The organism is Acidobacteriota bacterium (assembly GCA_016184105.1).
Lineage (GTDB): Bacteria > Acidobacteriota > Vicinamibacteria > Vicinamibacterales > 2-12-FULL-66-21 > JACPDI01.
Genome location: JACPDI010000002.1, coordinates 20,435 through 41,406, shown reverse-complemented (window position 1 = coordinate 41,406; position 20,972 = coordinate 20,435). Strand labels below are relative to the sequence as shown.

Below are 20,972 nucleotides of genomic sequence, written 5' to 3'. Positions count from 1 at the left end.
GTTGCGGCAGGTCGTTCAGGTGGGTTTCCAGTACAGCGTTGGCTTCGCCACGCGTTCCTCCGGCCGCGACATACTACAATGAAACCCATGTCACGCTCACGCGCCGTCGTCCTCCTCAGCGGCGGGCTCGATTCTTACACCGCCGCGGCGCTCGTCCAGGCGCGCGGGACGGAGCTGTACGCGCTGACGGTGCGCTACGGCCAGCACCACGCCCAGGAACTGCTGGCCGCGAGCCGCGTGTGCCAGGCGCTGGGCGTGGCCCGACGGCTGGAAATCTCCGTCAACCTGGATGCGGTCGGTGGCTCGGCCCTGACCGGCCACGGGCCGGTGCCGAAGGACCGGCCGCTCGAAGACGAATCGCGCATCCCGTCCACGTACGTCCCGGCGCGCAATACGATCTTCCTCTCGCTGGCGCTCGGGTGGGCGGAGGTGGTGGGGGCGCGCGCCATCGTCATTGGGGCAAACGCCGTCGATTACTCCGGGTATCCCGATTGCCGGCCGGAATACCTGCGCGCCTTCGAGCAGATGGCCGCGCTCGCCACGAAGGCGGGCGCCGAGGGGCGGACGATCCAGATCGAGGCGCCCCTGCTCCGTATGACAAAGGCGGAAATCATCCGCACCGGCCTCTCGCTCGGCCTTGATTACAGCCTGACCCACAGCTGTTACGATCCGGATCCGGACGGCGCGCCGTGCGGCCATTGCGACAGCTGCCGGCTGCGTGCCCGCGGCTTCGCGGAGGCGGGCGCGCAGGATCCACTGACCGCTCGTGTCCATCACTGAACGCATCTACTACCTGGACGCCTACGCCCGGGAATTCGACGCGTCGGTCGTCGAAACCTCCGAGCACGAGGGCAGGCCGGCGGCGATCCTCGATCGCACCGCCTTCTATCCGACGAGCGGCGGTCAGCCGTTCGACACCGGCACGCTCGGCGCCGCGAAGGTCGTCGACGTGGTCGATCGCGACGATGGCGCGGTGATCCACGTGCTCGATCGCGAAATCGCGAAGGGCCCGGTGCGCGGTGCGGTGGACTGGGAGCGGCGCTTCGAGCACATGCAGCAGCACACGGGGCAGCACATCTTGTCGGCCGCGTTCGACAAGGTGGCCGGCGCGCGCACGGCGAGCTTCCACCTCGGGTCCGACCGGAGCACGATCGACCTCGCGCGTGACGTTCCGGGCGCCGAACTGGCGCGTGTGGAGCGTGAGGCGAACCGGATCGTGTGGGAAGACCGGCCCGTTGGCGTGCGCGTGGTCAGCGAGGAAGAGGCTGCGAGGCTGCCCCTGCGCAAGGAACCTGCCCGCACCGGCCGGCTCCGCATTGTCGACGTCGATGGCTACGACGTGTCGGCGTGCGGGGGAACCCATGTCGCGAGAACCGGAGCCATCGGCGTGATCGCCATCAGCGGCACGGAGAAATACAAGGGGGGCCTGCGCGTCGAGTTCCTGTGCGGCGCGCGCGCGCTCGGTGCGTTCGGCGCGCTCCGGGACACGGTCGCCGGATGCATCAGGCGGCTGTCCGTACTGCCGGTGGAGCTGCCCGAGGCCGTCGCGCGGCTGCAGGCGGAATCGCGCGAGCTGCAGCGCACGATCAAGGGGCAGCAGGAGAGGCTCGCCGGATTTGAGGCCCAGGCACTGGTGTCCAGGGCAACGGCGATCGGCCCGTGGCGCGCCGTCATCGAGACGGCGGACTGGGATGCGGCCGGCCTGAAGGCGCTGGCCCTCTCCGTCGCCGCCTCGCCGGGCGTGGTGACGATCCTTTTCAACCCCGCCGGCGGCCTGATTGTCGTGGCGCGCTCCGGCGACGTCGCGTTCGACGCGGCCACGGCCCTCGAGGCGCTCGTCGCGGCACACGGCGGAAGGGGCGGCGGGCGCCCGGAGTTGGCGCAGGCCGGCGGACTGGCTGGCGCGGGCGTTCTCGAGACCGCGCGACAGCTCGTTGTCCGCGCCGCGGAGGCCGCATGAATACCGAGCCGGAAAGCGCACCGACGCTGCTCGTCGTCGATGACGACCCATCGGTGCTTCTGCTGATCGATGTCATCGCGGAGCGGCTGGGGTTTCGCGTCAAGGCCGCCACATCGGGCCTGCAGGCGCTGGAGCAGCTCCGCGACGGGCTCGCCCCCCGTGTGATCCTGCTCGACCTGATGATGGAGCGCATCGACGGCCTGACGTTTCTGTTGCATCTCAAGGAGATGCCCGCCGTCGCCTCCACGCCGGTGATCGTGATGAGCACCGAAGCGGCGCTCGAGCAACACGGGGCGAAGCTGGACGTGGACGGCACCCTCATGAAACCGATCACGCGCCAATCGTTGTCCGCCTGCCTCGAACGGTTCCTGCCGACACCCGAATGACGACCGCGTCGCGCCCCGCTCCGACCTCGGCGCTCGCCGCCGGTCTGTTCCTCGTGACGTTCGCCACCCTGGTGCTCGAAGTGCTCGACTCGAGGCTCCTGTCGGTCCTGACGTGGTACCACCTGTCGTTCTTTGCGGTGTCGCTGGCCATGCTCGGCATGGCCGCGGGCGCCGTTCGCTGGCCCTCACGCGCGCCGGCGCGCAGATCGGCCGTATCTATGCGTGGGACCTGCTCGGCGCGTCGGCCGGGTGCCTGGCCGTCGTCCCGCTGCTGAACACGCGAACGCACAGGGATTTCGCGCGGATTGCCGGCACGCCCGGCGTGCAGCTCGTCCACGATGAGGCGCGCGCGTACCTGCACCGGTCGACCGAGCGGTACGACGTGCTCCAGATGTCGCTGATCGACACGTGGGCCGCCACCGGGGGGAATAAGGGGGACAGTCACACTTTCCTGGGCCGTTGCTCCGGAAAGTGTGACTGTCCCCCTTATTGCCTACCGCGCCAGGATCTCGACGAGCAGATCAATCACCCGCTCGACGCGCCACGCCGGCAGGCTGAAGTTGTTGGCGACGATCGAAAACACGAGCGTCTCGCCCCTCCGCGTCCTCACGTACCCGGAGAGCGCGCGCGCGTTGGAGATCGACCCGGTCTTCGCGTGGACGTTGCCCGCCGTCCAGGACGCGCGCAGCCGGTTGCGCAAGGTGCCGTCCTGCCCCCCGATCGGCAGCGCCTGCAGGAACGCGTCGCGATGCCGGGCATCCGCGTGAACGTGCTCCAGGATCCGCACGAGCGCCTCGGCGGAGACGAAGTTCCTCCGTGACAGCCCCGAGCCGTCCGCCAGGATGTACGAATCGGCCGGCACACCCCACGTGCTGAGCGTCTCTCGAATCGCCTGCTGCCCGCGGGCCGTGGTTCCCTCGCCCGCCGCCCGCCCGACCGCCTTCACGATCAGCTCGCCGTAGAGGTTCTGGCTGACCTTCATGAACGTCCGGCCGATCTCGGCGAGCGGCGCCGACCGGTGGCGCGCGAGCACCGCCATGGTGCCGGCGCGCCGCGCAGGATCGCCCGGCGGCAGCGCGTCAGCGTCCATGGCGTCTCCCGACACACGGAACCCCCGGGCGATGAGCGCCGACCGCAGCGCTCGTGCGAAGAAGAGCGTGGGATTGTCCACCGAGGCGGTGAGCGTGGCCGCGCGCTCGCGGCCTGCCGGCACGCGGCCGACGACTTCCAGGATCTCGGAGCCGCGTGCGCGCCGCGCCTCGAGGCTCTCAGGCTCGCCGGCAGGAGCGGTGATCACGCGGTTCACGACCGCGAGGCCGTGGTCGCCGTCCGGCGTCACCTCGAGGATTGCCGGATCGCCCGGTCGCGCGCCGGGCCGCGCGTCGATGCGGACGAGCGACTCGTTGTACACGAGCCCCGTGATGGGGCCGGAATAGGCATACGCCAGGTCGTCCCACTCCCAGCCGCTTCCCAGCTCCTCGTCGTCCAGCGCGTCATCGCTTCCGACAATGCGGCCGTCGATCGCCGCGATCCCCGCCGCGCGCAACTGCTGCGCCCACTCGTCGAACGTCGTCGCCGCCACACCGTCGCGCGTGCCGATGGACGGGTCCCCTCCGCCCCGCACGATCAGATCGCCCGTCAGCACGCCCCCGACGACCGGGGCGGCGCTCTCGAGCGTCGTCTCGAACCGATAGTCCCATCCGAGACGCTCGGCCGCCGCGGCCATCGTGAACACCTTCATGTTCGACGCGGGCATCACGAGCTTGCGCGAGTTGTGTTCGAAGATGACGTCGCCGCGATCGAGCGACTTCACCAGGATGCCCCAGTGGGAGCGGGCGAGGAGCGGCGCCGAGAGCACCGCCGAGAGATCCTGGCGGAGCCCGCCAGGCCGCGGCGGCGCGTCCGCCACCGGCGCCGCCGGCGCCCAGACGATGGCAAGGGCAGCGATGGCGGCGGCACCGTGCCGGCGGGTCATTTCAGCAGGTCGTCGAGCGCGCGGATGGCCGCGTCGTAATCGGTGGACGGGATCTTCGCCGCGCCGGGCTCATCGCTCCGGGTGGCGTACACGTCGGCCCCCTTCTTCGCGAAGGCCACGCGTTCCTCCTTCTTGCCCTCCTCGAACTTCACGACGAATGCAAGCGGGGGCGCGTCAAGTCCGGGAGCCCCTGTCCCGCCGGTCCACGCGTCGATCCGCAGGTTGGAGAGCGCGGACAGGAACGAGTCCATCTTCTGGCGATCGACGTCGCGTGCGGGGGAGACCTGCCGCCACTTGAGCGTCGCAACCGCCTTGGGATCCGCGTCCTTCACCAGTTCGAAGGCGATCGGCCGGCCGTTCCGCGTCAGTTCCACGCGCGTCGCGTTGAACGGCCGGAACTCGAACAGGTCCCTGCGGCGGAAATCGGACGCGGTCTTCTTGAACTCGTCGACCAGCGACGGCTCCACGGTGAACACGAGCGGCCTCGCCGTGTCCATCGCGTAGTAATTGCCTTCCGGGTCGGTGCGGCCGACCTTCAGCACCGCGCGCGCGCTGCCGCCGGTCAGCGTCACGGTGATCGCGGGCGCCGCCAGCCCGTATTGCTGCAACGCCGCAGGCGCCGGCGTTTCGTCGGACACCACCGACCGCATCTGCGCGGTGGTCAGCCTGCCCACGAGCCCCTCGGCTGCGCCAAAGTCAGCCCGCACCTTCAGCGGCTGCGCGATCCGCCACTCGCCCGGCGCGTGCGCGAGCGTCAGAACGCCGCCCGCGGAGTCAATGTCAATCCGTTCGATCCTGTCACGCTCGAACGCGAGGATCGCCTTGTTGCGCAGATCGAACGTGCTGCGGACGAAGACCCCTTCCATGAAGCCGGAGATGAGGATGACGCGCGCTTCCCCCTCCACCTGCGCGTACAGCTCGCCGCCGGTGGGCGTCTTGTTGCCCACGCGCAGCCGTTTCGGCTCCCGGGAGCCTTTCGTGCGGAACCCGACTTCGGCGCGCGGCGGGTCGAGACCGAACTCCTTGAGCGCGGATGGATGTTCGTCCACCACGTCCGACCGCTCGAGCGTCGCGAAGTTCCCGGTGAGGTTGTTGACCTGTTCGGTGTCCGCATCGGCGGTGATCGGCGCGACGACCCGCCACTTGCCATCCACTTTCGTCAATCGCGTCGTCTGTCCGCCGCTGGAAACGGTGATCTCCTCGACGTCCCCCTCCTGGACGCCCTCGAACACCTTGGGCTTCTGCTCGGGCGCGTCGCCCGCGGGCCGGTGCCGCTCGACGAAGTAGATGTAGGCGCCGAGCGCGACGCCCGCCGCAAGCAGCATCAGGAACGATCGCTCGCGCCGCATCTAGCGCCTCCGCCACCAGGACTGCACACCCGCGAGGATGATCAGGCCGGGGATGATGAAGAGCGCGAGCCAGTACACCCGCTGCTGCTGCTCGGCGGTCATCGTCACGCGGCGATCGGAGGGTTCCTTCGCGCGGATCGCGATCATGTTTTCCTGCTGGGCGAGCCAGTTCACCGCGTTGAGGAAGAAGTCGCGGTTGCCCTGGACGCCCAGCGCCAGGTTCGACGCAAAGTCCGAATCACCGAAGATGACGACGCGGGATTCGGCTTTCGACTGGCCTTCGGGCGCCGCCGGAGCCTCGGGCGCCGCGGCGCTGACCGCGGCCGCCAGCGATATCGGCCCCGCCTTGTCACCCTTGTCCTCTTCGCGCCGCGCCTCGCCCGTGGTCGAGAGCGCCTTCAGATCGGTCTCCGCCCAGCTGTTCTGGCTCGTCTCGACGATTGACTGCGCAACGCGCCCGTCCGCGCCCGCTGCGGCGGGAGTGATCGACCGCGCCAGCGGATACGCCGTCAGCGTTTCCATGCGTTCGTTGATCGCGTGTGTCGGGTAGCTCGCGGCGACGGGAATCGACGGCCCGGTGCCCAGGAACCGTCCCGCCGGGCTCAGGTCCACCACCACGTTGTTGCCCGCATCCACGCCCCATTCGCGCGCGAACGCGATGAGGTTCGGCACGGGCGCGCTGTCGGTCGACTCGGGCGGATCCAGCATGAGGAGCACTTTGCCCCCTTTGCGCAGGTAGGCCCGCAGCATGTCCATCTCGGCGGGGAGGTAGTCGGTGCGAGGGCCGGCAACGACCAGGACGGCCGCATCCGCGGGGACCGTCGTCTGCTGGGCGAGCACGACCTTCTCCACGGTGAAGTTGTCGCCGCCGAGCGCGGATGCCGCGCCGCTGTAGCCCGTTCGCTCGGTCGAGCCGGTGTCCTTCTCCCCATGCGCCCCGCGTACTCGAACACGACCGTGCCGTCCTGCTGAACCTGGTACTGGTTGGCCAGCGCGGGCTGCTTCAGCGGCTCGATGTACTCGACCACCAGCTTGTCGGCCGCGTGCGTGTACTCGGTGAGCCGATCGCGAAAGCGATCGACCGTGCGCGCGCTCGCGAAGACCCGGACCCTGACCGGCTCCTTGAGGCTGCCAAGGACCTTCTTCGTCTGGTCCGACAGCGTGAACTGGCTGCCCGTCGTCAGGTCCCAGCGCGTCGACTGGCGGGCCGCGATCCAGTTGATGCCCGCGAGGATCAGCAGCACGACCAGGACGCTCGCGGCCGACACCGCGCCGTAGCGCACCTGGCGCCGCGTGAAGCTGCGCCCGATCTCGCGCCACTGGCTCAGAAGATAGAGGAGCGTGCAGATCAGGCCGCCGATGGCGAGCGGGCGGTACCACTGCGACAACTCCGGCCGGGTGAATTTCAGGGCGAGCGCCGCCAGGACGAGCGCGGCGCCGAGCCATCCGATGAGATTCAGCACTCGCTTCAGCACGTCAGCCTCTCCACCGTTCCGTGTCCACCGACTTCGCCGTCAGGAAGAGCCCGAACGCGATGAAGCTGAGGTAGTAGACCACGTGCTTCGTGTCGATGACGCCCTTCGCGAAGTCCTCGAAATGCTTCGTGATTGACAGGTACGCGACGACCTCGCGGACGGTCGAGCCCGCCTGGTCCCCGACCCAGTCGATGATCCAGAGCATCAGCACCAGCGTGAAGGTGCCCACGCCCGCCACGATCTGGTTTTTCGTGAGGCTCGAGATGAACAGCCCGAACGAGATGAACGAGCCGCCGAGCAGCACCAGCCCGAGGTAGGCCGAGGCGATCGGCTTCCACTCGGGGTTTCCGTAAATGAACAGGACGGCCAGGTACAGCACCGTCACCAGCAGCATCACGCAGTACAGGCCGAGCGCGCCGAAGAACTTGCCGAGGATGATCTCGATATCGCGCACCGGCGAGGTGAGCAGCAGCTCGATCGTCCCGGATCGCTTCTCCTCCGCGTAGGTCCGCATGGTGATCATCGGCAGCAGGAACAGCATCACGACCGTCGCGTTGAGCAGCAGGTACTTGATCAAATCCTGGTTCACGTTGACCGAACCGCCGCCGCCGAACTGGTCCATCCCCATGCTGCGCTCGACGAACCACGCGAGCGAGTTCACGTAGAACCAGCCGAAGATCAACGCGAAGAGCCCGGTGATGATGTAGGCCACGGGCGACGCGAAGTACGACCGCAGCTCCTTGCCCGCGATCGCGACGACGTTACGCATGCGCCACCTCCTCGCTCGATCCGTTGCCTGCCGGCGGCTCTTCGGTGGTGAGGTGCAGGAAGATCTCTTCGAGGCTCATGCGCACCGGGCGCAGCTCGAGCAGTCCCCAGCCCCGCCCCACGACGGTCCGCGCCAGCTCGCGGCGCACGTCTTCCCCCTTCGCGCTCTCGACCTCGTAGCCCGACAGGCCGTTGTGCTGGTCGGCCAGGGTCACGCGCAGCACGCCCCGGACACCCTCGAGCGCGGTCGCCACTTCCTGGCCGCCCCCTTCGACCTGCACGTACATGGCCTCGGTCCCGCGCAGCCGGGCGGTCAGGTTGGCAGGTGTGTCCACGGCCACCACGCGTCCCTTGTTGATGATGACGACCCGCTGGCAGGTCTGCGCCACCTCCGGCAGGATGTGCGTGCTGAGGACGACCGTGTGATCCCCCGCGAGGCTGCGAATCAGCTGGCGCGTCTCGATGATCTGCTTCGGATCGAGGCCGGCCGTGGGCTCGTCGAGGATCAGGACCTCCGGGTTGTGGATGATCGCCTGCGCCAGGCCCACGCGCTGCCGGTAGCCTTTCGACAGCTTCGCGCAGTGGCGGTCCGCCATGTCGGCCACGTGCGTGCGCTCCATCACGGCATCGACGCGGGCCTTGCGCTGCGCCGGCGGGATGTTCTTGATCCGCGCGACAAACGCGAGGTACTCACGCACGGTCATGTCGGGGTACAGCGGCGGCGTCTCGGGCAGGTAGCCCGTGCGGCGCTTGGCTTCGATCGGCTGGTTGAACACGTCGTACCCGGCCACGCTCGCGCGTCCTTCCGTTGCGGGCATGTAGCCGGTCAGGATGCGCATCGTCGTGGTCTTGCCTGCGCCGTTCGGGCCGAGGAAGCCGAGGATTTCTCCCCGCTTCACCTGGAAGCTGACATCATCGACGGCCGTGACGCGGCCGTAGCGTTTCGTGAGGTGTTGGACCTCTATCACCGGCATCTCCCCCTGTGGATCTCTAATTAGTAGCAGAAATGCATGGTCCAGTTATACTAGACGTATGAGCATATGCTCAGATGTCACACCGAACCTGCTCTCCGCCGATGCCGCCCTCGAGCTGGCCGAGACGTTCAAGACCCTCGGCGACGTGACGCGGGTGCGCATGCTCGACGCCCTCGCGCAGCAGGAGCTCTGCGTCTGCGACCTCGCGTCGCTGGTCGGTCTGTCTGAATCGGCCGTGTCGCACCAGTTGCGCCTGCTCCGCAACATGCGGCTCGTGCGCTCGCGGCGCGCCGGACGGATGATCTTCTACGCGCTCGACGACCAGCACATCATCAGTCTGTTTCAGCAGGCGAGCCGCCACGTCGAAGAGGCGGCCGCGCAGGCGGGCGCGCGCCGCGGGGCGAGGGCCTGATGGCGCGCGCGGCGGCCTGCGAGGTCTGCGAGCTCCACGCCGAGTCGGTCTTCAAGATCGAAGGCATGGATTGCCACGAAGAAGTGACGATCCTCGAGCGGCGGCTGAAGCGCCTTGGCGGTCTCGAAGCGCTCGACGCCGACGTGCTCGCGCAGCGGATGCGCGTAAAGTACGACGCGGCGCGGCTCTCGGCGAGCGACATCGCCGAGGCGGTCGCGCAGACGGGCATGCGCGCGTGGCTGGAGCACGAGGATTCGATCGCCCCCGATCACGCGGTGCGCGATCGGCAGCGCCTCGTGATGGCCTCCGGGCTGGCGACCGCCGCCGCCGGCGCCGCCTGGCTGGCGGGCGCGCCCGAGCTGGTGCAGGCGCTGCTGCTGGCCGGTGCCGCGCTGACGAGCGGCCTCACCGTGGCCCGGCGCGCGTGGATCTCGCTCCGGCACCGCACGCTCGACATCAACGTCCTGATGCTGATCGCCGTCGTCGGCGCGCTCGCGATCGGCGAGTGGTTCGAGGCGGCGACGGTCATGTTCCTCTTCGCGCTGGCGCAGCTGCTCGAGGCGCGGAGCATGGCGCGGGCGCGCGGCGCGATCCGCGCGCTGATGGATCTGACCCCCGCCGAAGCGCTCGTGCGGCGCGGCGCGTCCGAGGTGCGTCTCGCGATCGATGCCGTCCAGGTCGGCGACGTGGTCATCGTCCGCCCCGGCGAGAAGATCCCGGTTGACGGGCACGTGGCCGCGGGCAGCAGCTTCGTCAACCAGGCGCCGGTCACGGGGGAGTCGCTCCCGGCCGACAAGGGGCCCGGCGACGAGGTGTTCGCCGGGACGATCAACGGCCGCGGCGCGCTCGAGGTGATCGTGTCGCGGCGGCGGCAGGACACGACGCTCGCGCGAATCATCCATCTCGTCGAGCGCGCCCAGGCGCAGCGCGCGCCGACGCAGAGCTTCGTCGATCGCTTCGCGCGCGTCTACACGCCGATCGTGCTCGTCCTCGCGGTCGTCGTGGCGATCGCGCCGCCGCTTCTCGGCGCGGGGCCGTTCCGCGACTGGTGGTATCGATCGCTCGTGCTCCTGGTGATCTCGTGCCCGTGCGCGCTCGTGATCTCGACGCCGGTCTCGATCGTGTCGGCGCTGGCGGCCGCGGCGCGCAAGGGGGTCCTCATCAAGGGGGGCGTGCACCTCGAGCGCACCGGCGACGTGCGGTGCGTGGCCTTCGACAAGACGGGCACGCTGACGCGCGGGCGGGTCCGGGTCGTCGAGGTCGTGCCGGTCAACGGCGTTCCGCGCACCGAGCTGCTGTCGGTGGCCGCATCGCTCGAAGCCCGGTCGGAGCACCCGATCGCGCACGCGATCGTGCAGCACGCGCTTGCCGAAGGGGTGACGCCCGCCAAGGCCGAAGACTTTCAGGCGCTCCCCGGCCTGGGCGCCCAGGCGGTGGTCGGCGGCGCGGACGTCATCATCGGCAGCCACCGGTTGATCGAGGAGCGCGGGCTGTGCTCGCCCGCCGTGGACGCCGAGTTGAAGCGCCTCTCGGCGTCGGCACGCACGGTCGTGCTGGTCGCCTCGCCCGGGTCGGGCGTCAGCGGCGTCATCGCGGTTGCGGACGAAACCCGCGAGGCCGCCCGCGACACCGTCGAGCTCCTGCGCCACCACGGCGTGCACCACGTCGCGCTGCTGACCGGCGACAACGAGGCGACCGCGCGTGCGCTCGCCGCCGACCTCGGGATCGATGAAGTCTGCTCGGAGCTGCTGCCGGAGGACAAGGTGCACGCCGTCCAGCGCCTGCGCGAGCGCCACGGCGTGATCGCGATGGTTGGCGACGGCGTCAACGACGCCCCGGCACTGGCCGCGGCGGATGTGGGCATCGCGATGGGGGTGGCCGGCACGGACGCCGCGCTCGAAACCGCCGACGTCGCGCTCATGGCCGACGAACTGCTCAAGATTCCCTACACGGTGCGTCTGAGCCGCGCGACGCTGCGCAACATGCGCGCGAACATCGCGTTCTCGCTTGTCCTCAAGGGCGCGTTTCTGATCCTGGCGGTCGCAGGGGTCGCGACGCTCTGGATGGCGGTCGTCGCCGACATGGGGGCGTCGCTGGTGGTCATCGGCAACAGCCTGCGGCTGTTGAGAGCGGAATAAGGGGGACAGTCCCACTTTCCATGGCCAGGAAAGTGGGACTGTCCCCCTTATCGCCCCGCCCTCAGCCCCTCCTGTTCGAAAAGAAGTGCCGGTCGACGAAATCGTCGATCGCGGCCTGATCCTCCGCGGCCATCTTCTCGAACTGGAACCCCATCCCGATGCGGCGGTCGCTCCACGCCACGCGCGACTCCGTCTCGATGTCACGCTTCGACCCTGGCAGCCGGAAACGCGCGCGCACCTTCGTGCCCGGCCCGAGCGGGCTCATCGTCCGGATGCCGAGCCCGCCCTTACCCAGGTTGAGCGTCAGCGCGGCGGCGATCGTGCTGCCGAACCGGTATGCCACGGGAATGCCGAGCACCACGCGCGGGCTGCCGCGCCGGTTGAAGTTGTCGGGGAAGAGGTGCGGCGCGAGCGACGGCAGGATGTGCTGCACGGCGCTGTACTCGTTGATATAGCCCTTCACGCCGAGCGAGGCGAGCGTGCGGACCTCCTCCGCGCTTCCAATCGTGCCGCTGAAGACCAGGATGACGATCCGGCCGTCGTCCAGTTTCCGGATCGACCGGACCAGTTCGACGCCGCCGGCGTGCGGCAGGCGCAAATCGAGGAGCAGCAGATCGATCTGATCGCGATCGCCCCGCACGCGCGCGAGCACTTCCGCGGCGCTCTTGACGGTGAGGGCGCGATGCCCGGCCGCCAGCAACGCGTTGGCGAAACGGTCGCGGACGAACGCGGTGTCGTCTGCGATCAGGACGGTTTTGGTGGTCACGTTGCATTGCAGAATGTATCAGGTTCTGTCTATAATCCGAACTCGGCGCGACGCGCGCTGCGCGAGGAGTTCGTATGGCCACCTGCCCGGAATGTGACGCCGATCTGCCCATCGACGAAGAGGAACTCGAGGAGGGCGATCCGGTCCAATGCGACGAGTGCGGCGAGAGCTTCGTCGTGACGGGCACCGATCCGCTCGAGCTCGAACTCTCCGATGAAGACGACGAGGACGAGGACGAAGACGAGGACGAAGAAGACGAAGACGAGGGAGACCTCGACGACGACGAGGACGGCCTCGACGAGGACGACGAGGACGACGGAGAGTGGGAAGAATGATCCGCGCCGCGGCAGCGATCCCGACACCCCGTTCTGCCGCGACCCCGGTTCCGCTCCATCGCGAAAAAGAGCAGCGCCTCCAGGATCTGCTGCGTGGTTTCGGCTCGGTCATCGTCGCCTTCAGCGGCGGCGTGGACAGCGCGTACCTGGCCTGCGTGGCGGCCGATGTCCTCGGCGGCCGCGCCCTCGCGGTCACCGCCGACAGCCCGAGCTATCCCGACCGCCATCGCGAGATCGCGCTTCGCGTCGTCCGCGAATTCAACCTGCAGCACGAGTTCGTCCAGACCGACGAGATGTCGCGGCCCGAGTACCGCGCCAACGCCGGAGACCGCTGCTACTACTGCAAGCACGAGCTGTACACGCGGCTCGCCGCCGTCGCCGCCGCGCGTGGGATCGCCGTCGTCGTGGACGGCAGCAACGCGGATGATCGCGGCGACTACCGGCCCGGCCGCACGGCCGCGCGCGAGTTCGGCGTGCGCAGCCCGCTCGACGAGGTCGGCCTCACGAAGGACGAAATCCGCCAGCTGTCGCGCGACCGCGGCCTGCCCACCTGGGACGAGCCCGCGTCGGCCTGCCTTTCGTCCCGCATCCCGCACTTCACCGAGGTCACCGAGGCGAAGCTGGAGATGATCGAACGTGCCGAGTCCGTGCTGCGCGACCTGGGCTTTCGCGTGTGTCGCGTGCGGCACCACGACGAGACCGCGCGCCTCGAGATTGGCTCGGGCGAGCTCGCACGCGCCGTCGAGCCGGATATTCGCGAGCGGATCTGGCGGGAGCTTCGCCATATCGGCTACCGGCAGGTGACGCTCGACCTGCGCGGTTATCGTTCCGGCAGCCTCAACGAGGGACTTCGGCTGAAAGTCGTCTAAGTCCGCGCACATGACCGATGCGACCCCCGCGCCTCCGCGGCGCTGGCCGCTCGTCCCCGTATTCGTCGGGTACCTCCTGCTGGCGTTCGCCGCGGCATGGCCGCTGACGGCGGACCTCGGCGGCACGCTGCCCGGCGACGCGTCGGGCGATACGGGAATCTACGTCTGGAATCTCTGGATTTTCCGGCACGAGCTGCTGGACCACCACGCGGTTCCGCTCTGGACCGACCACATCCTGCAACCCGGGTCGCGCATCGACCTGGCGCTTCACAACTACACGATGTTCCAGGATGTGCTGGCGCTCGCCCTCGTGCCCGGCCTCGGGCTCGTCGCCGCCTTCAACGTCATCTGGATCGGCATGCAGGCGCTCGGCGGGCTGGGCGCCTTCCTGCTCGCACGCCGCAAGACCGCGCGCGATGCCATCGCGTTTCTTGCGGGCGCGCTCTTCGCGTTCTCTCCGACGATGATCGCGCGCAGCACCGCGCACCAGAGCCTCGTCGCCGCCGCGCCGCTGACCTTCTTTCTCCTGTTCGTGCTGCGGGCTGCCGATCGGCGCACGCTCGCCGACGCCGCCCTCGCGGGGGTGTGCGCCGCGTGGGCGGCCCTGTGCGACGCGTACTACGGCGTCTATTGCGTGCCGCTGCTCGTCTGGGTCGGCGTCGCCCGCCTCGCCCGCTTCGAGCCATTGCCGCAGCGCCGAGGGCCGAGCCCGCTCGCGACGATCGTGACCGGGCTGATGGCGTTCCCGATTGTCATCGCCGCGATCATTCTCGTCACCGGAGGGGGCCGTCTCGAACTGGGCGGCCTGACGATCCGGGCGACCACGCTCTACACGCCGATGCTGGCCTTCAGCGTGCTCGTCGCGATCCGCGCCTGGCTCGCGCTGCGCGGGCGCGGTCGCTGGCATATCGATGGAGGGGCAGATCGTTTCCGGCTGCTTCAGCTGGCGGTCGGCGGTGCCGTCTGTGCCGCGCTGCTCGCGCCTGTCATTCACACGGCGCGCGCGCGCATGCAGGCCGGCGGGCGGTTGCAGGAGCCGGTGCTCTGGCGCAGCAGCCCGCCCGGCGTGGATCTGTTGGCCTTCTTCGTACCCAACCCGAACCACCCGCTCGCGCCGGAGGCGTTCCGGGATTTCCTGACGACGCGCCCGGACAGCTTTCCGGAGAACGTGGCCTCGGTGCCGTATGTCGCGCTGGTCGTGATCGGCCTCGCGCTCGCGCGGCGGCCGCGGCCGAAAACGTCGCTCGGCCTCGCGGCGTTCTTCGGGCTGCTCGCGCTCGGACCCTTCATCACGGTCGCGCACCTGAACACCCATATCCCGGGTCCATGGGCCCTGCTTCGATACCTGCCCATCCTGGGCGCAGCGCGCACGCCGGCGCGATTTGCGATTCCGATGCTCATCGCCGTCGCGCTGCTGTTTGCGTGGGCGATGGACCGTGTCGCCCGGCGCCGGCTGACTGTCGGGATTGTCGCCGGCGCCCTTGCGTTCGAGCTGCTTCCGGTGCCGCGCGTCACCGCGAGCGCCCGCGTGCCGGTTGTCTATGACACGATTGCGTCCGACCCGGACGAGGTAACGGTGCTGGAAATTCCGTTCGGCATCTGGGACGGCAGGTCGCAGACAGGTGTTCCGAACACGGCGAAGATGTACTACCAGACACGTCACGAGAAACGCCTCGTCGGCGGCTATCTTTCGCGCGTGCCACGAAGGCGGATACGCAGTCAGCTCTCGCATCCGACGCTCCGGATGCTCACCCTCATGAGCGAACGGCAGCCGGTGGACCGAACGCTCGCGGAGGCTGCCAGGCAGGACGCGGGATCTTTCCTTCAGAAGGGACGAATCCGCTACGTCGTCATCAACTCGAGGACGGCTTCGCCCGAGCTGAGGGCCACGGCAATCGATCTGCTGCGGCTTCGGCTGGTGGCGTCGGCAGACGGGCTCGAGTTATACCGCACTGATCAGTGATCAGTGGTCAGTCTGGCCACTGGCCACTGCTCACTACAAGGATCTCTTCGCCACCGCCAGCAGCGAGCTTCCAAACGGCATATCGATGGCGCGCACGGCGGCGGCCTCGAGGCGCAGCAGCCCTGTCATAACCGCGTTCACCGGCCGGGACGGGAGGGCAACCTCCTGCTCGGCCCTGGCGTCCGCGTCCGAGGCCGCAAGGCCGATCGCGCGTTGCGTGATCCGGAGCGGCGCGAGGATGGGGAACAGCGTCGCGTTCGTGTAGGTAATCCGCAGCGGCTGCAGACCGGCCGCAAGCAGCCGCTCGCGCAGCCCGCGCTTCGAGTAGCGGCGCACTTCGTGGGCGAGGATCGAGTGGTTCCCCCACAGGATGTCCATTGCGGCAACGTTCAGCACCGCGTGCCCCCCGGGCTTGAGCACGCGATGCATCTCGGCAAATGCCCCGCGCTCGGCGGCGTCCGGCAGGCACTGCAGCATGTCGAACGACGTCACCAGGTCGAAGGTGGCATCGGCAAACGGCAGCGCATCTGCGCTGGCGCGGGCGACCTGTCGCTCACCGCGCTCGCGCGCAAATGCCAGCCCTGCCCACGCCAGGTCGATGCCGGCCGCCGGGCCAAACTCGCGCAGCATCGCGAGGTTGGCGCCCGTGCCGCAGCCGCAGTCCAGGACCTCTACCCGCCCCCGGGCGGCGGCGCGGGCGATCGCCGGCCGGACGAACGCGCGGAAACCGCGCCACCAGAAATGCTCGCGTTCGGCGCGTGCCGTGGCCTCGAGAAGTCGATCCAAATTGACAGGTCCTCAGCGAGTCGTTAAGCTCAGCGCCATGGAACGAACGCTCCGAATTCTCTGCACGCTTATGCTGTGTGGTGCCCTCATCGCGGCTGTCGGGTGCGGCAAGAAGCAGCCCGAGGCCGCTCCGGCGCCCCCGCCCGCTGCCGAGCCGGCGCCGCCGCCACCGCCGCCACCGCCCCCACCGCCCCCGCCGCCGCCTCCGCCGGCGCCGAAGCCGCCGACTGAGGATGAGATCTTTGCGAAGAAGACGCTCGACGAGCTCAACGCCGAGAAGCCGCTGACCGACGTGTCATTCGACTATGACAGCGCGGCGCTCTCCGAGCAGGCCCGGGCGGACCTTCAGAAGAACGCGGCCTGGCTGCAGCGCTGGGCGAGCACGCGCATCCTCGTCGAGGGGCACTGCGACTCGCGCGGCACCAACGAGTACAACCTTGCGCTCGGCGAACGCCGTGCCGCCGCGGTGCGCGACTACCTCGTCAGCCTCGGCGTGCCCACCGATCGCCTCCAGATGGTGAGCAAGGGCGAAGAGCAGCCGTTCTGCACCGAGGAGAACGAGAGCTGCTGGTCGCAGAACCGTCGCGGCCACTTCATCTTCACAGCGAAGTAACGATCTCTTCTGCGGCGCGCCGGGGATCCGGCGCGCCGATCACAGGCCTGCCGACGACGATGTAGCTCGCGCCAGCCGCGATCGCGTCGCGGGGCGACAGCGTCCGCGTCTGGTCCCCCTTGGCGTCGTTCGGCCCTCGAATACCCGGCGTCACGATCGCGAACCGGGGCCCGCACGCGGCCCGGATGGCCGCCGTTTCCTGCGGCGACGCCACGACGCCGTCGAGCCCGGCCTCCTTCGCGAGCCGCGCGAGGTGCGTGACGTGCTCCAGCGGCTCGCGCGGCACGCCCGTTTCCCGAAGCTCGCCGGCCGAGAGGCTCGTCAGCACGGTCACCGCGATGACGATCGGCCGCGCCCGTCCCGCCTGTGCCGACGCGCTGTCCGCGGCATCGCGCGCGGCGCGCATCATCGATCCACCGCCCGCCGCATGGACGTTCACCATCCACACGCCCATCCGTGTCGCGGCTTCCACCGCGCCCGCCACGGTATGTGGAATGTCGTGGAACTTCAGGTCGAGGAAGACACGGTCGCCGCGCTCGGCAAGCTCCCTGACAAATGCCGGCCCTTCCGCGGTGAACAGGCGGCTGCCGATCTTGAACGCGCCGACGGCGCCGCGGAGCGTATCGGCCAGCCGGCGCGCCTTCGCCGCGGAATCGACATCCAGCGCCACTATGAGCTGGTCCACACCACGTCCTTCTTCCGCGTGTCCACGGTGCCGACGATGTCGGCCAGGCGCGTGAGGCCGTGGCGCTGCATGTAGGCCTCGATGCCCGAGCGCAGCTTCGGCCAGATGAACGGATCGACGAAATTCGCCGTTCCCACCTGCACCGCGTTCGCCCCCGCAATCATGAACTCGATCGCGTCGTCCGCGCACGCGATGCCGCCCATGCCGATAATCGGGATCTTCACCGCCTGACGGCATTCGTACACCATGCGCACCGCGATCGGCCGGATCGCGGGCCCGCTCAGGCCGCCGACGACGTTGGTCAGCTTGGGCCGCCGTGTGTGCACGTCGATCGCCATCGCGAGAAACGTGTTCACGAGGGAGACGGCGTCGGCGCCGGCCTCCTCCGCCGCGCGCGCGAATGACGCGACGTCGGTTACGTTCGGCGTGAGCTTGGGGATGACCGGCAGCCGCGTGGCCTTGCGGATGGCGGATACCACCTGGTGCGTGCCCGGCAGGCTGCACCCGAACTGGATGCCGCCTTCCTTGATGTTCGGGCACGAGATGTTCAACTCGAGTGCTGCGACCCCCTCCGCGTCCGACAGCACGTTCGCCACTTCCACGTACTCGTCCAGCGTGCTGCCGCAGATGTTGACGATGACGGTCGCGCCGAGACGCCGCAGCTCCGGGAGCTTCTCGCGAACGAAGCGGTGCACACCGATCCCCTGGAGCCCGATCGCGTTCAGCATGCCGGACGGCGTTTCGACGATTCGGGGCGGCCGGTGTCCTTCGCGCTCGTTGAGGAACAAGCCTTTGACGGCGATGGCGCCGAGCGACGAGAGGTCGACGATCTCCGCGTACTCCAGTCCGTAACCGAAGCAGCCGCTGGCGGCGATGAGCGGGTTCTTCAAGGTCAGCGGGCCGAGAGGAGTCGTCAAATCCATCAATGAACCAGCTCTTCCCAGGCGATCTGCCGCGCGTCGAAGACGGGGCCGTCCACGCAGGACCGCACGAGGTGCGTCCGGCCGTCCTCCGCACGAACGCCGACGACGCAGCTGTAGCACCCGCCGAGGCCGCAGCCCATGACCTGTTCGAGCGAGACGGTGCACGGCCGGCCGTGCGCCCGCGCGAGCGCGGCGACGGCGTTCATCATCGGCGTCGGGCCGCAGGCAAACAGGCGCGCGGACGCCCCCCCCTGCTGCAGCGCGCGCTTGAGCGGGACGGTCACGCGGCCGTGATCGCCGCGGCTGCCGTCCTCGGTGGCGAGCACGACGCGAACGCCGAGCTGTTCGAACAGCTCGACGAAAAACAGTTCGCACGCGCGCCGCGCGCCGTAGAAGAGCGTCATCGGCGTCCCGCGCTCTCGAAGCGCCTCGGCGAGCGTGGCAAACGGCGCCAGCCCGACGCCGCCGGCGACCATCCAGGCCTCTGCGCCCGGAGCGACGAGGTCGAACGGGCGGCCGAGCGGGCCGAGGCAGGCGATGCGCGCGCCGCGCGCGGCGTCGAACAGCCGGCTGGTGCCGCGCCCGATGCGCTTGTTGAGCACCGTGAAGCCCGTGCGACGTCCCGCGGCGTCGCGCAGGACCTGGAAGATCGAGAACGGCCGCCGCAGCAGCGGGTCGGTGCCGTCGTTCGCCTTGATCATCACGAACTGGCCGGGCTGCGCCGCCTCCGCGATGCCGGGCGCGTCGAGCGAAAGCACGTTGAAGTCGTCGGAGAGCGTCGTGTTCGAGACGACCGCGGCCTCGACGTCGATGGGCATATGGGAGCAGTATAACCTTGTGCGCTACCTCCGCCTGCTCGCGAACGCCGTCGTCACGGGTCTCATCGGCGCCGCGTATCTCACCGTCCTGATCCTCCAGCTCAATCCGCACGTGCCGCTGCACAGCCGCGTCGTGGCGGAGTGGTACGCGGCCGTCGCGCTGCTCTACGGGCTGCACCTCGCGATCGCCGGATATCTCGTGATGATGCTGCTGGAGATCGTGGGCCTGCCGGTGAGCGCGCCGGCGTGGATCAGCGTGCGGCTGCAGGCGTGGACCGGCACGGTGCTGTGCTCGGCGACCGCGCTGCTGATGTGGATGAACCTGCGCGCGTTCTCGGTGACCATCGGAGACGAGGCGGCGCAGCGCATGGCCGCGGGGGCGGTGGGTGCCACCGGCGTCGCCGTCGTGCTGCTGTCGATCGCGATCATTTACTACTCGGTCGGCCGTCGGGGAAGCCGCGCCGCCGCCGCGGTGCTGGGGATCTCGCTGGCAACCTCCATGGCGCTCCCGCTCGCCGTGCGCGGTGTGGGCGAGCGGCGGCCGATCGTGGCGCGACGGCTCGATCTGTCGCCGGCTGAGAGGCCGGCGGCAGGCGCCGGACGCGTCGTGCTGATCCTGCTCGAGGGCGCCTCGCTGGAGTACCTGTGGCCGCGCGCGGCGGAAGGGCGGTTCCCAAACTTCGGCCGCATCCTCGACCGCGGGGCGGCGATGGACCTGGCCACGCTCAGGCCCACGCAGCCCGAGCCAGTGTGGACCGCGGTCGCCACCGGAAAGTACCCGCCGGAGAACGGCGTGCCGAGCGGCGCCACGTACTACGTGCGATCGCGCGAGGCCGATGTCGAGCTGCTGCCCGATTACTGCCTGGCGCACGCGCTGGTGCGCTTTGGCGTCGTCCGGACGGCGCCGCATTCGTCGGCATCATGGCGCGCCCGCCCGCTCTGGGAGCTTGCGGGCAGCCGCGGGCTGCGCACCGGCATCGTGCGCTGGCCCGTCACGTATCCGGCGCATGCGGTCAACGGGTTCATCATTTCCGATCGCCTTCACCTGGTGTCACGATCGCTGGTGCGGCTGGCGGACGAATCGATTGCGTACCCGGCGGATCTGCTCCCGGCGGCTCGCGCGGCGTTCTCCGAGGGGCCGGCGATTGTCGAGATCGCGCCAATCCCGGCCAATGCGTCCGGCAGCGGCCTCGAGACGGTCCAGGACCAGCCGACGCGGTGGGATCGAATCTACGGCCGCCTGGCGCGCGACGTCGCCGCGCAGCAATCCCCGGACATTCTGGCGATTCGCTACACGGGGCTCGACGCCGTCGGCCACACGTATCTCCGTTACGCGACGCCCCGCGCCTTTGGCGACGTGCCGGAAACGGAGCTGAGGGCGTTTGGCGGCGTGCTCGACCGGTATTACGCGTTTCTCGACGCGGAGGTCGGTGCCGCGCTCGAGGGCCTGGGTCCCGGCGACCTGTTGCTCATTGTCTCGGGATTCGGGATGGAGCCGATGACGGTGCCCAAGCGCGTGCTCGCGCGCGTCCTCGGCGACGCGCGGATGAGCGGCACGCACGAGCGCGCGCCCGACGGCTTCCTGCTGGCCTACGGTACGCACGTGCGTTCGGGCAAGATCCAGCGCGGTGCGGTCGTGGACGTGACGCCGACGATCCTCTACTACCTGGGGCTCCCGGTCGGCCGCGACATGGATGGGTACGCGCGCGCCGACCTGTTCGAGAAGGAGTTCTCGGAGAGCCGGCCGATCGTGTTCATCCCGTCGTACGATCGGTGA

Annotated in this window: 21 protein-coding genes; 11 read left to right on the top strand and 10 right to left on the bottom strand. The window is 69.3% G+C overall.

Annotated features, from left to right (window positions below; genetic code table 11):
* Positions 1-87: 87 nt before the first annotated feature.
* Genes queC through HYU53_00340 form a run of 4 tightly spaced genes read left to right on the top strand, consistent with a single transcriptional unit; the run spans position 88 to position 2,621 of the window.
* Positions 88-780: a 7-cyano-7-deazaguanine synthase QueC gene (queC, locus tag HYU53_00355; GenBank protein ID MBI2219645.1), complete on the top strand. Its 693-nt coding sequence runs from the start codon at positions 88-90 to the stop codon at positions 778-780.
* A complete protein-coding gene (locus HYU53_00350; GenBank protein MBI2219644.1) occupies positions 767-1,960 on the top strand; it encodes an alanyl-tRNA editing protein in 1,194 nt (397 codons plus the stop codon). Before queC ends, HYU53_00350 begins: the two co-directional genes overlap by 14 nt.
* A complete protein-coding gene (locus HYU53_00345) occupies positions 1,957-2,346 on the top strand; it encodes a response regulator (protein MBI2219643.1) in 390 nt (129 codons plus the stop codon). Before HYU53_00350 ends, HYU53_00345 begins: the two co-directional genes overlap by 4 nt.
* Positions 2,343-2,621, top strand: a complete 279-nt coding sequence (locus HYU53_00340; GenBank protein ID MBI2219642.1) for a hypothetical protein — start codon at positions 2,343-2,345, stop codon at positions 2,619-2,621. The genes HYU53_00345 and HYU53_00340 overlap by 4 nt, the downstream gene beginning before the upstream one ends.
* Before the next feature lie 218 nt (positions 2,622-2,839).
* On the opposite strand, the gene dacB is transcribed toward HYU53_00340, so the two are convergent.
* The 5 genes from dacB to HYU53_00315 form a co-directional block, all read right to left on the bottom strand.
* Positions 2,840-4,321 carry a D-alanyl-D-alanine carboxypeptidase/D-alanyl-D-alanine-endopeptidase gene (gene dacB / locus HYU53_00335; protein MBI2219641.1) on the bottom strand — a complete coding sequence of 494 codons (1,482 nt, stop codon included), beginning with the start codon at positions 4,319-4,321 and terminating at the stop codon, positions 2,840-2,842.
* Positions 4,318-5,670 carry a DUF4340 domain-containing protein gene (locus HYU53_00330; GenBank protein MBI2219640.1) on the bottom strand — a complete coding sequence of 451 codons (1,353 nt, stop codon included), beginning with the start codon at positions 5,668-5,670 and terminating at the stop codon, positions 4,318-4,320. The genes dacB and HYU53_00330 overlap by 4 nt, the downstream gene beginning before the upstream one ends.
* A complete protein-coding gene (locus HYU53_00325; protein ID MBI2219639.1) occupies positions 5,671-6,990 on the bottom strand; it encodes a Gldg family protein in 1,320 nt (439 codons plus the stop codon).
* A gap of 156 nt (positions 6,991-7,146) precedes the next feature.
* On the bottom strand, positions 7,147-7,914 hold the full coding sequence (locus HYU53_00320) for an ABC transporter permease subunit (protein ID MBI2219638.1): 768 nt from the start codon (positions 7,912-7,914) through the stop codon (positions 7,147-7,149).
* Positions 7,907-8,881: an ABC transporter ATP-binding protein gene (locus tag HYU53_00315; GenBank protein MBI2219637.1), complete on the bottom strand. Its 975-nt coding sequence runs from the start codon at positions 8,879-8,881 to the stop codon at positions 7,907-7,909. Before HYU53_00315 ends, HYU53_00320 begins: the two co-directional genes overlap by 8 nt.
* A gap of 64 nt (positions 8,882-8,945) precedes the next feature.
* On the opposite strand from HYU53_00315, the gene HYU53_00310 reads away from it, so the two are divergent.
* Positions 8,946-9,299, top strand: coding sequence for a helix-turn-helix transcriptional regulator (locus HYU53_00310; protein ID MBI2219636.1), 354 nt, complete (start codon positions 8,946-8,948; stop codon positions 9,297-9,299).
* Entirely contained in the window at positions 9,299-11,437 is a 2,139-nt protein-coding gene (cadA, locus tag HYU53_00305; protein ID MBI2219635.1) for a cadmium-translocating P-type ATPase, read from the top strand. Before HYU53_00310 ends, cadA begins: the two co-directional genes overlap by 1 nt.
* A gap of 61 nt (positions 11,438-11,498) precedes the next feature.
* Here the strand turns inward: cadA and HYU53_00300 are convergent, their stop codons facing one another.
* Positions 11,499-12,203: a response regulator gene (locus tag HYU53_00300; protein MBI2219634.1), complete on the bottom strand. Its 705-nt coding sequence runs from the start codon at positions 12,201-12,203 to the stop codon at positions 11,499-11,501.
* 74 nt (positions 12,204-12,277) lie between these two features.
* Between HYU53_00300 and HYU53_00295 the strand changes: the two genes are divergently transcribed.
* Genes HYU53_00295 through HYU53_00285 form a run of 3 tightly spaced genes read left to right on the top strand, consistent with a single transcriptional unit; the run spans position 12,278 to position 15,370 of the window.
* Positions 12,278-12,538: a hypothetical protein gene (locus tag HYU53_00295; GenBank protein ID MBI2219633.1), complete on the top strand. Its 261-nt coding sequence runs from the start codon at positions 12,278-12,280 to the stop codon at positions 12,536-12,538.
* Positions 12,535-13,407 (top strand): ATP-dependent sacrificial sulfur transferase LarE, encoded by an 873-nt coding sequence (larE, locus tag HYU53_00290; protein ID MBI2219632.1) that lies wholly within the window; start codon positions 12,535-12,537, stop codon positions 13,405-13,407. Before HYU53_00295 ends, larE begins: the two co-directional genes overlap by 4 nt.
* A 10-nt stretch (positions 13,408-13,417) precedes the next feature.
* Complete coding sequence (locus HYU53_00285) at positions 13,418-15,370, top strand: hypothetical protein (GenBank protein ID MBI2219631.1); 1,953 nt, start codon at positions 13,418-13,420, stop codon at positions 15,368-15,370.
* 33 nt (positions 15,371-15,403) lie between these two features.
* Here HYU53_00285 and HYU53_00280 read toward each other — a convergent pair whose 3' ends face one another.
* Entirely contained in the window at positions 15,404-16,156 is a 753-nt protein-coding gene (locus HYU53_00280) for a class I SAM-dependent methyltransferase (GenBank protein MBI2219630.1), read from the bottom strand.
* A 70-nt stretch (positions 16,157-16,226) separates the two neighbouring features.
* Between HYU53_00280 and pal the strand changes: the two genes are divergently transcribed.
* Positions 16,227-16,769, top strand: a complete 543-nt coding sequence (gene pal / locus HYU53_00275; GenBank protein ID MBI2219629.1) for a peptidoglycan-associated lipoprotein Pal — start codon at positions 16,227-16,229, stop codon at positions 16,767-16,769.
* On the opposite strand, the gene pyrF is transcribed toward pal, so the two are convergent.
* The 3 genes from pyrF to HYU53_00260 are packed head-to-tail and all read right to left on the bottom strand — an operon-like array spanning position 16,756 to position 19,195.
* On the bottom strand, positions 16,756-17,454 hold the full coding sequence (gene pyrF, locus HYU53_00270) for an orotidine-5'-phosphate decarboxylase (GenBank protein MBI2219628.1): 699 nt from the start codon (positions 17,452-17,454) through the stop codon (positions 16,756-16,758). The two genes, pal and pyrF, sit on opposite strands and share 14 nt — an antisense overlap.
* Complete coding sequence (locus HYU53_00265) at positions 17,439-18,377, bottom strand: dihydroorotate dehydrogenase (GenBank protein MBI2219627.1); 939 nt, start codon at positions 18,375-18,377, stop codon at positions 17,439-17,441. The genes pyrF and HYU53_00265 overlap by 16 nt, the downstream gene beginning before the upstream one ends.
* Positions 18,377-19,195, bottom strand: a complete 819-nt coding sequence (locus HYU53_00260) for a dihydroorotate dehydrogenase electron transfer subunit (protein MBI2219626.1) — start codon at positions 19,193-19,195, stop codon at positions 18,377-18,379. The genes HYU53_00265 and HYU53_00260 overlap by 1 nt, the downstream gene beginning before the upstream one ends.
* A gap of 19 nt (positions 19,196-19,214) precedes the next feature.
* Between HYU53_00260 and HYU53_00255 the strand changes: the two genes are divergently transcribed.
* Positions 19,215-20,972: an alkaline phosphatase family protein gene (locus tag HYU53_00255; GenBank protein MBI2219625.1), complete on the top strand. Its 1,758-nt coding sequence runs from the start codon at positions 19,215-19,217 to the stop codon at positions 20,970-20,972.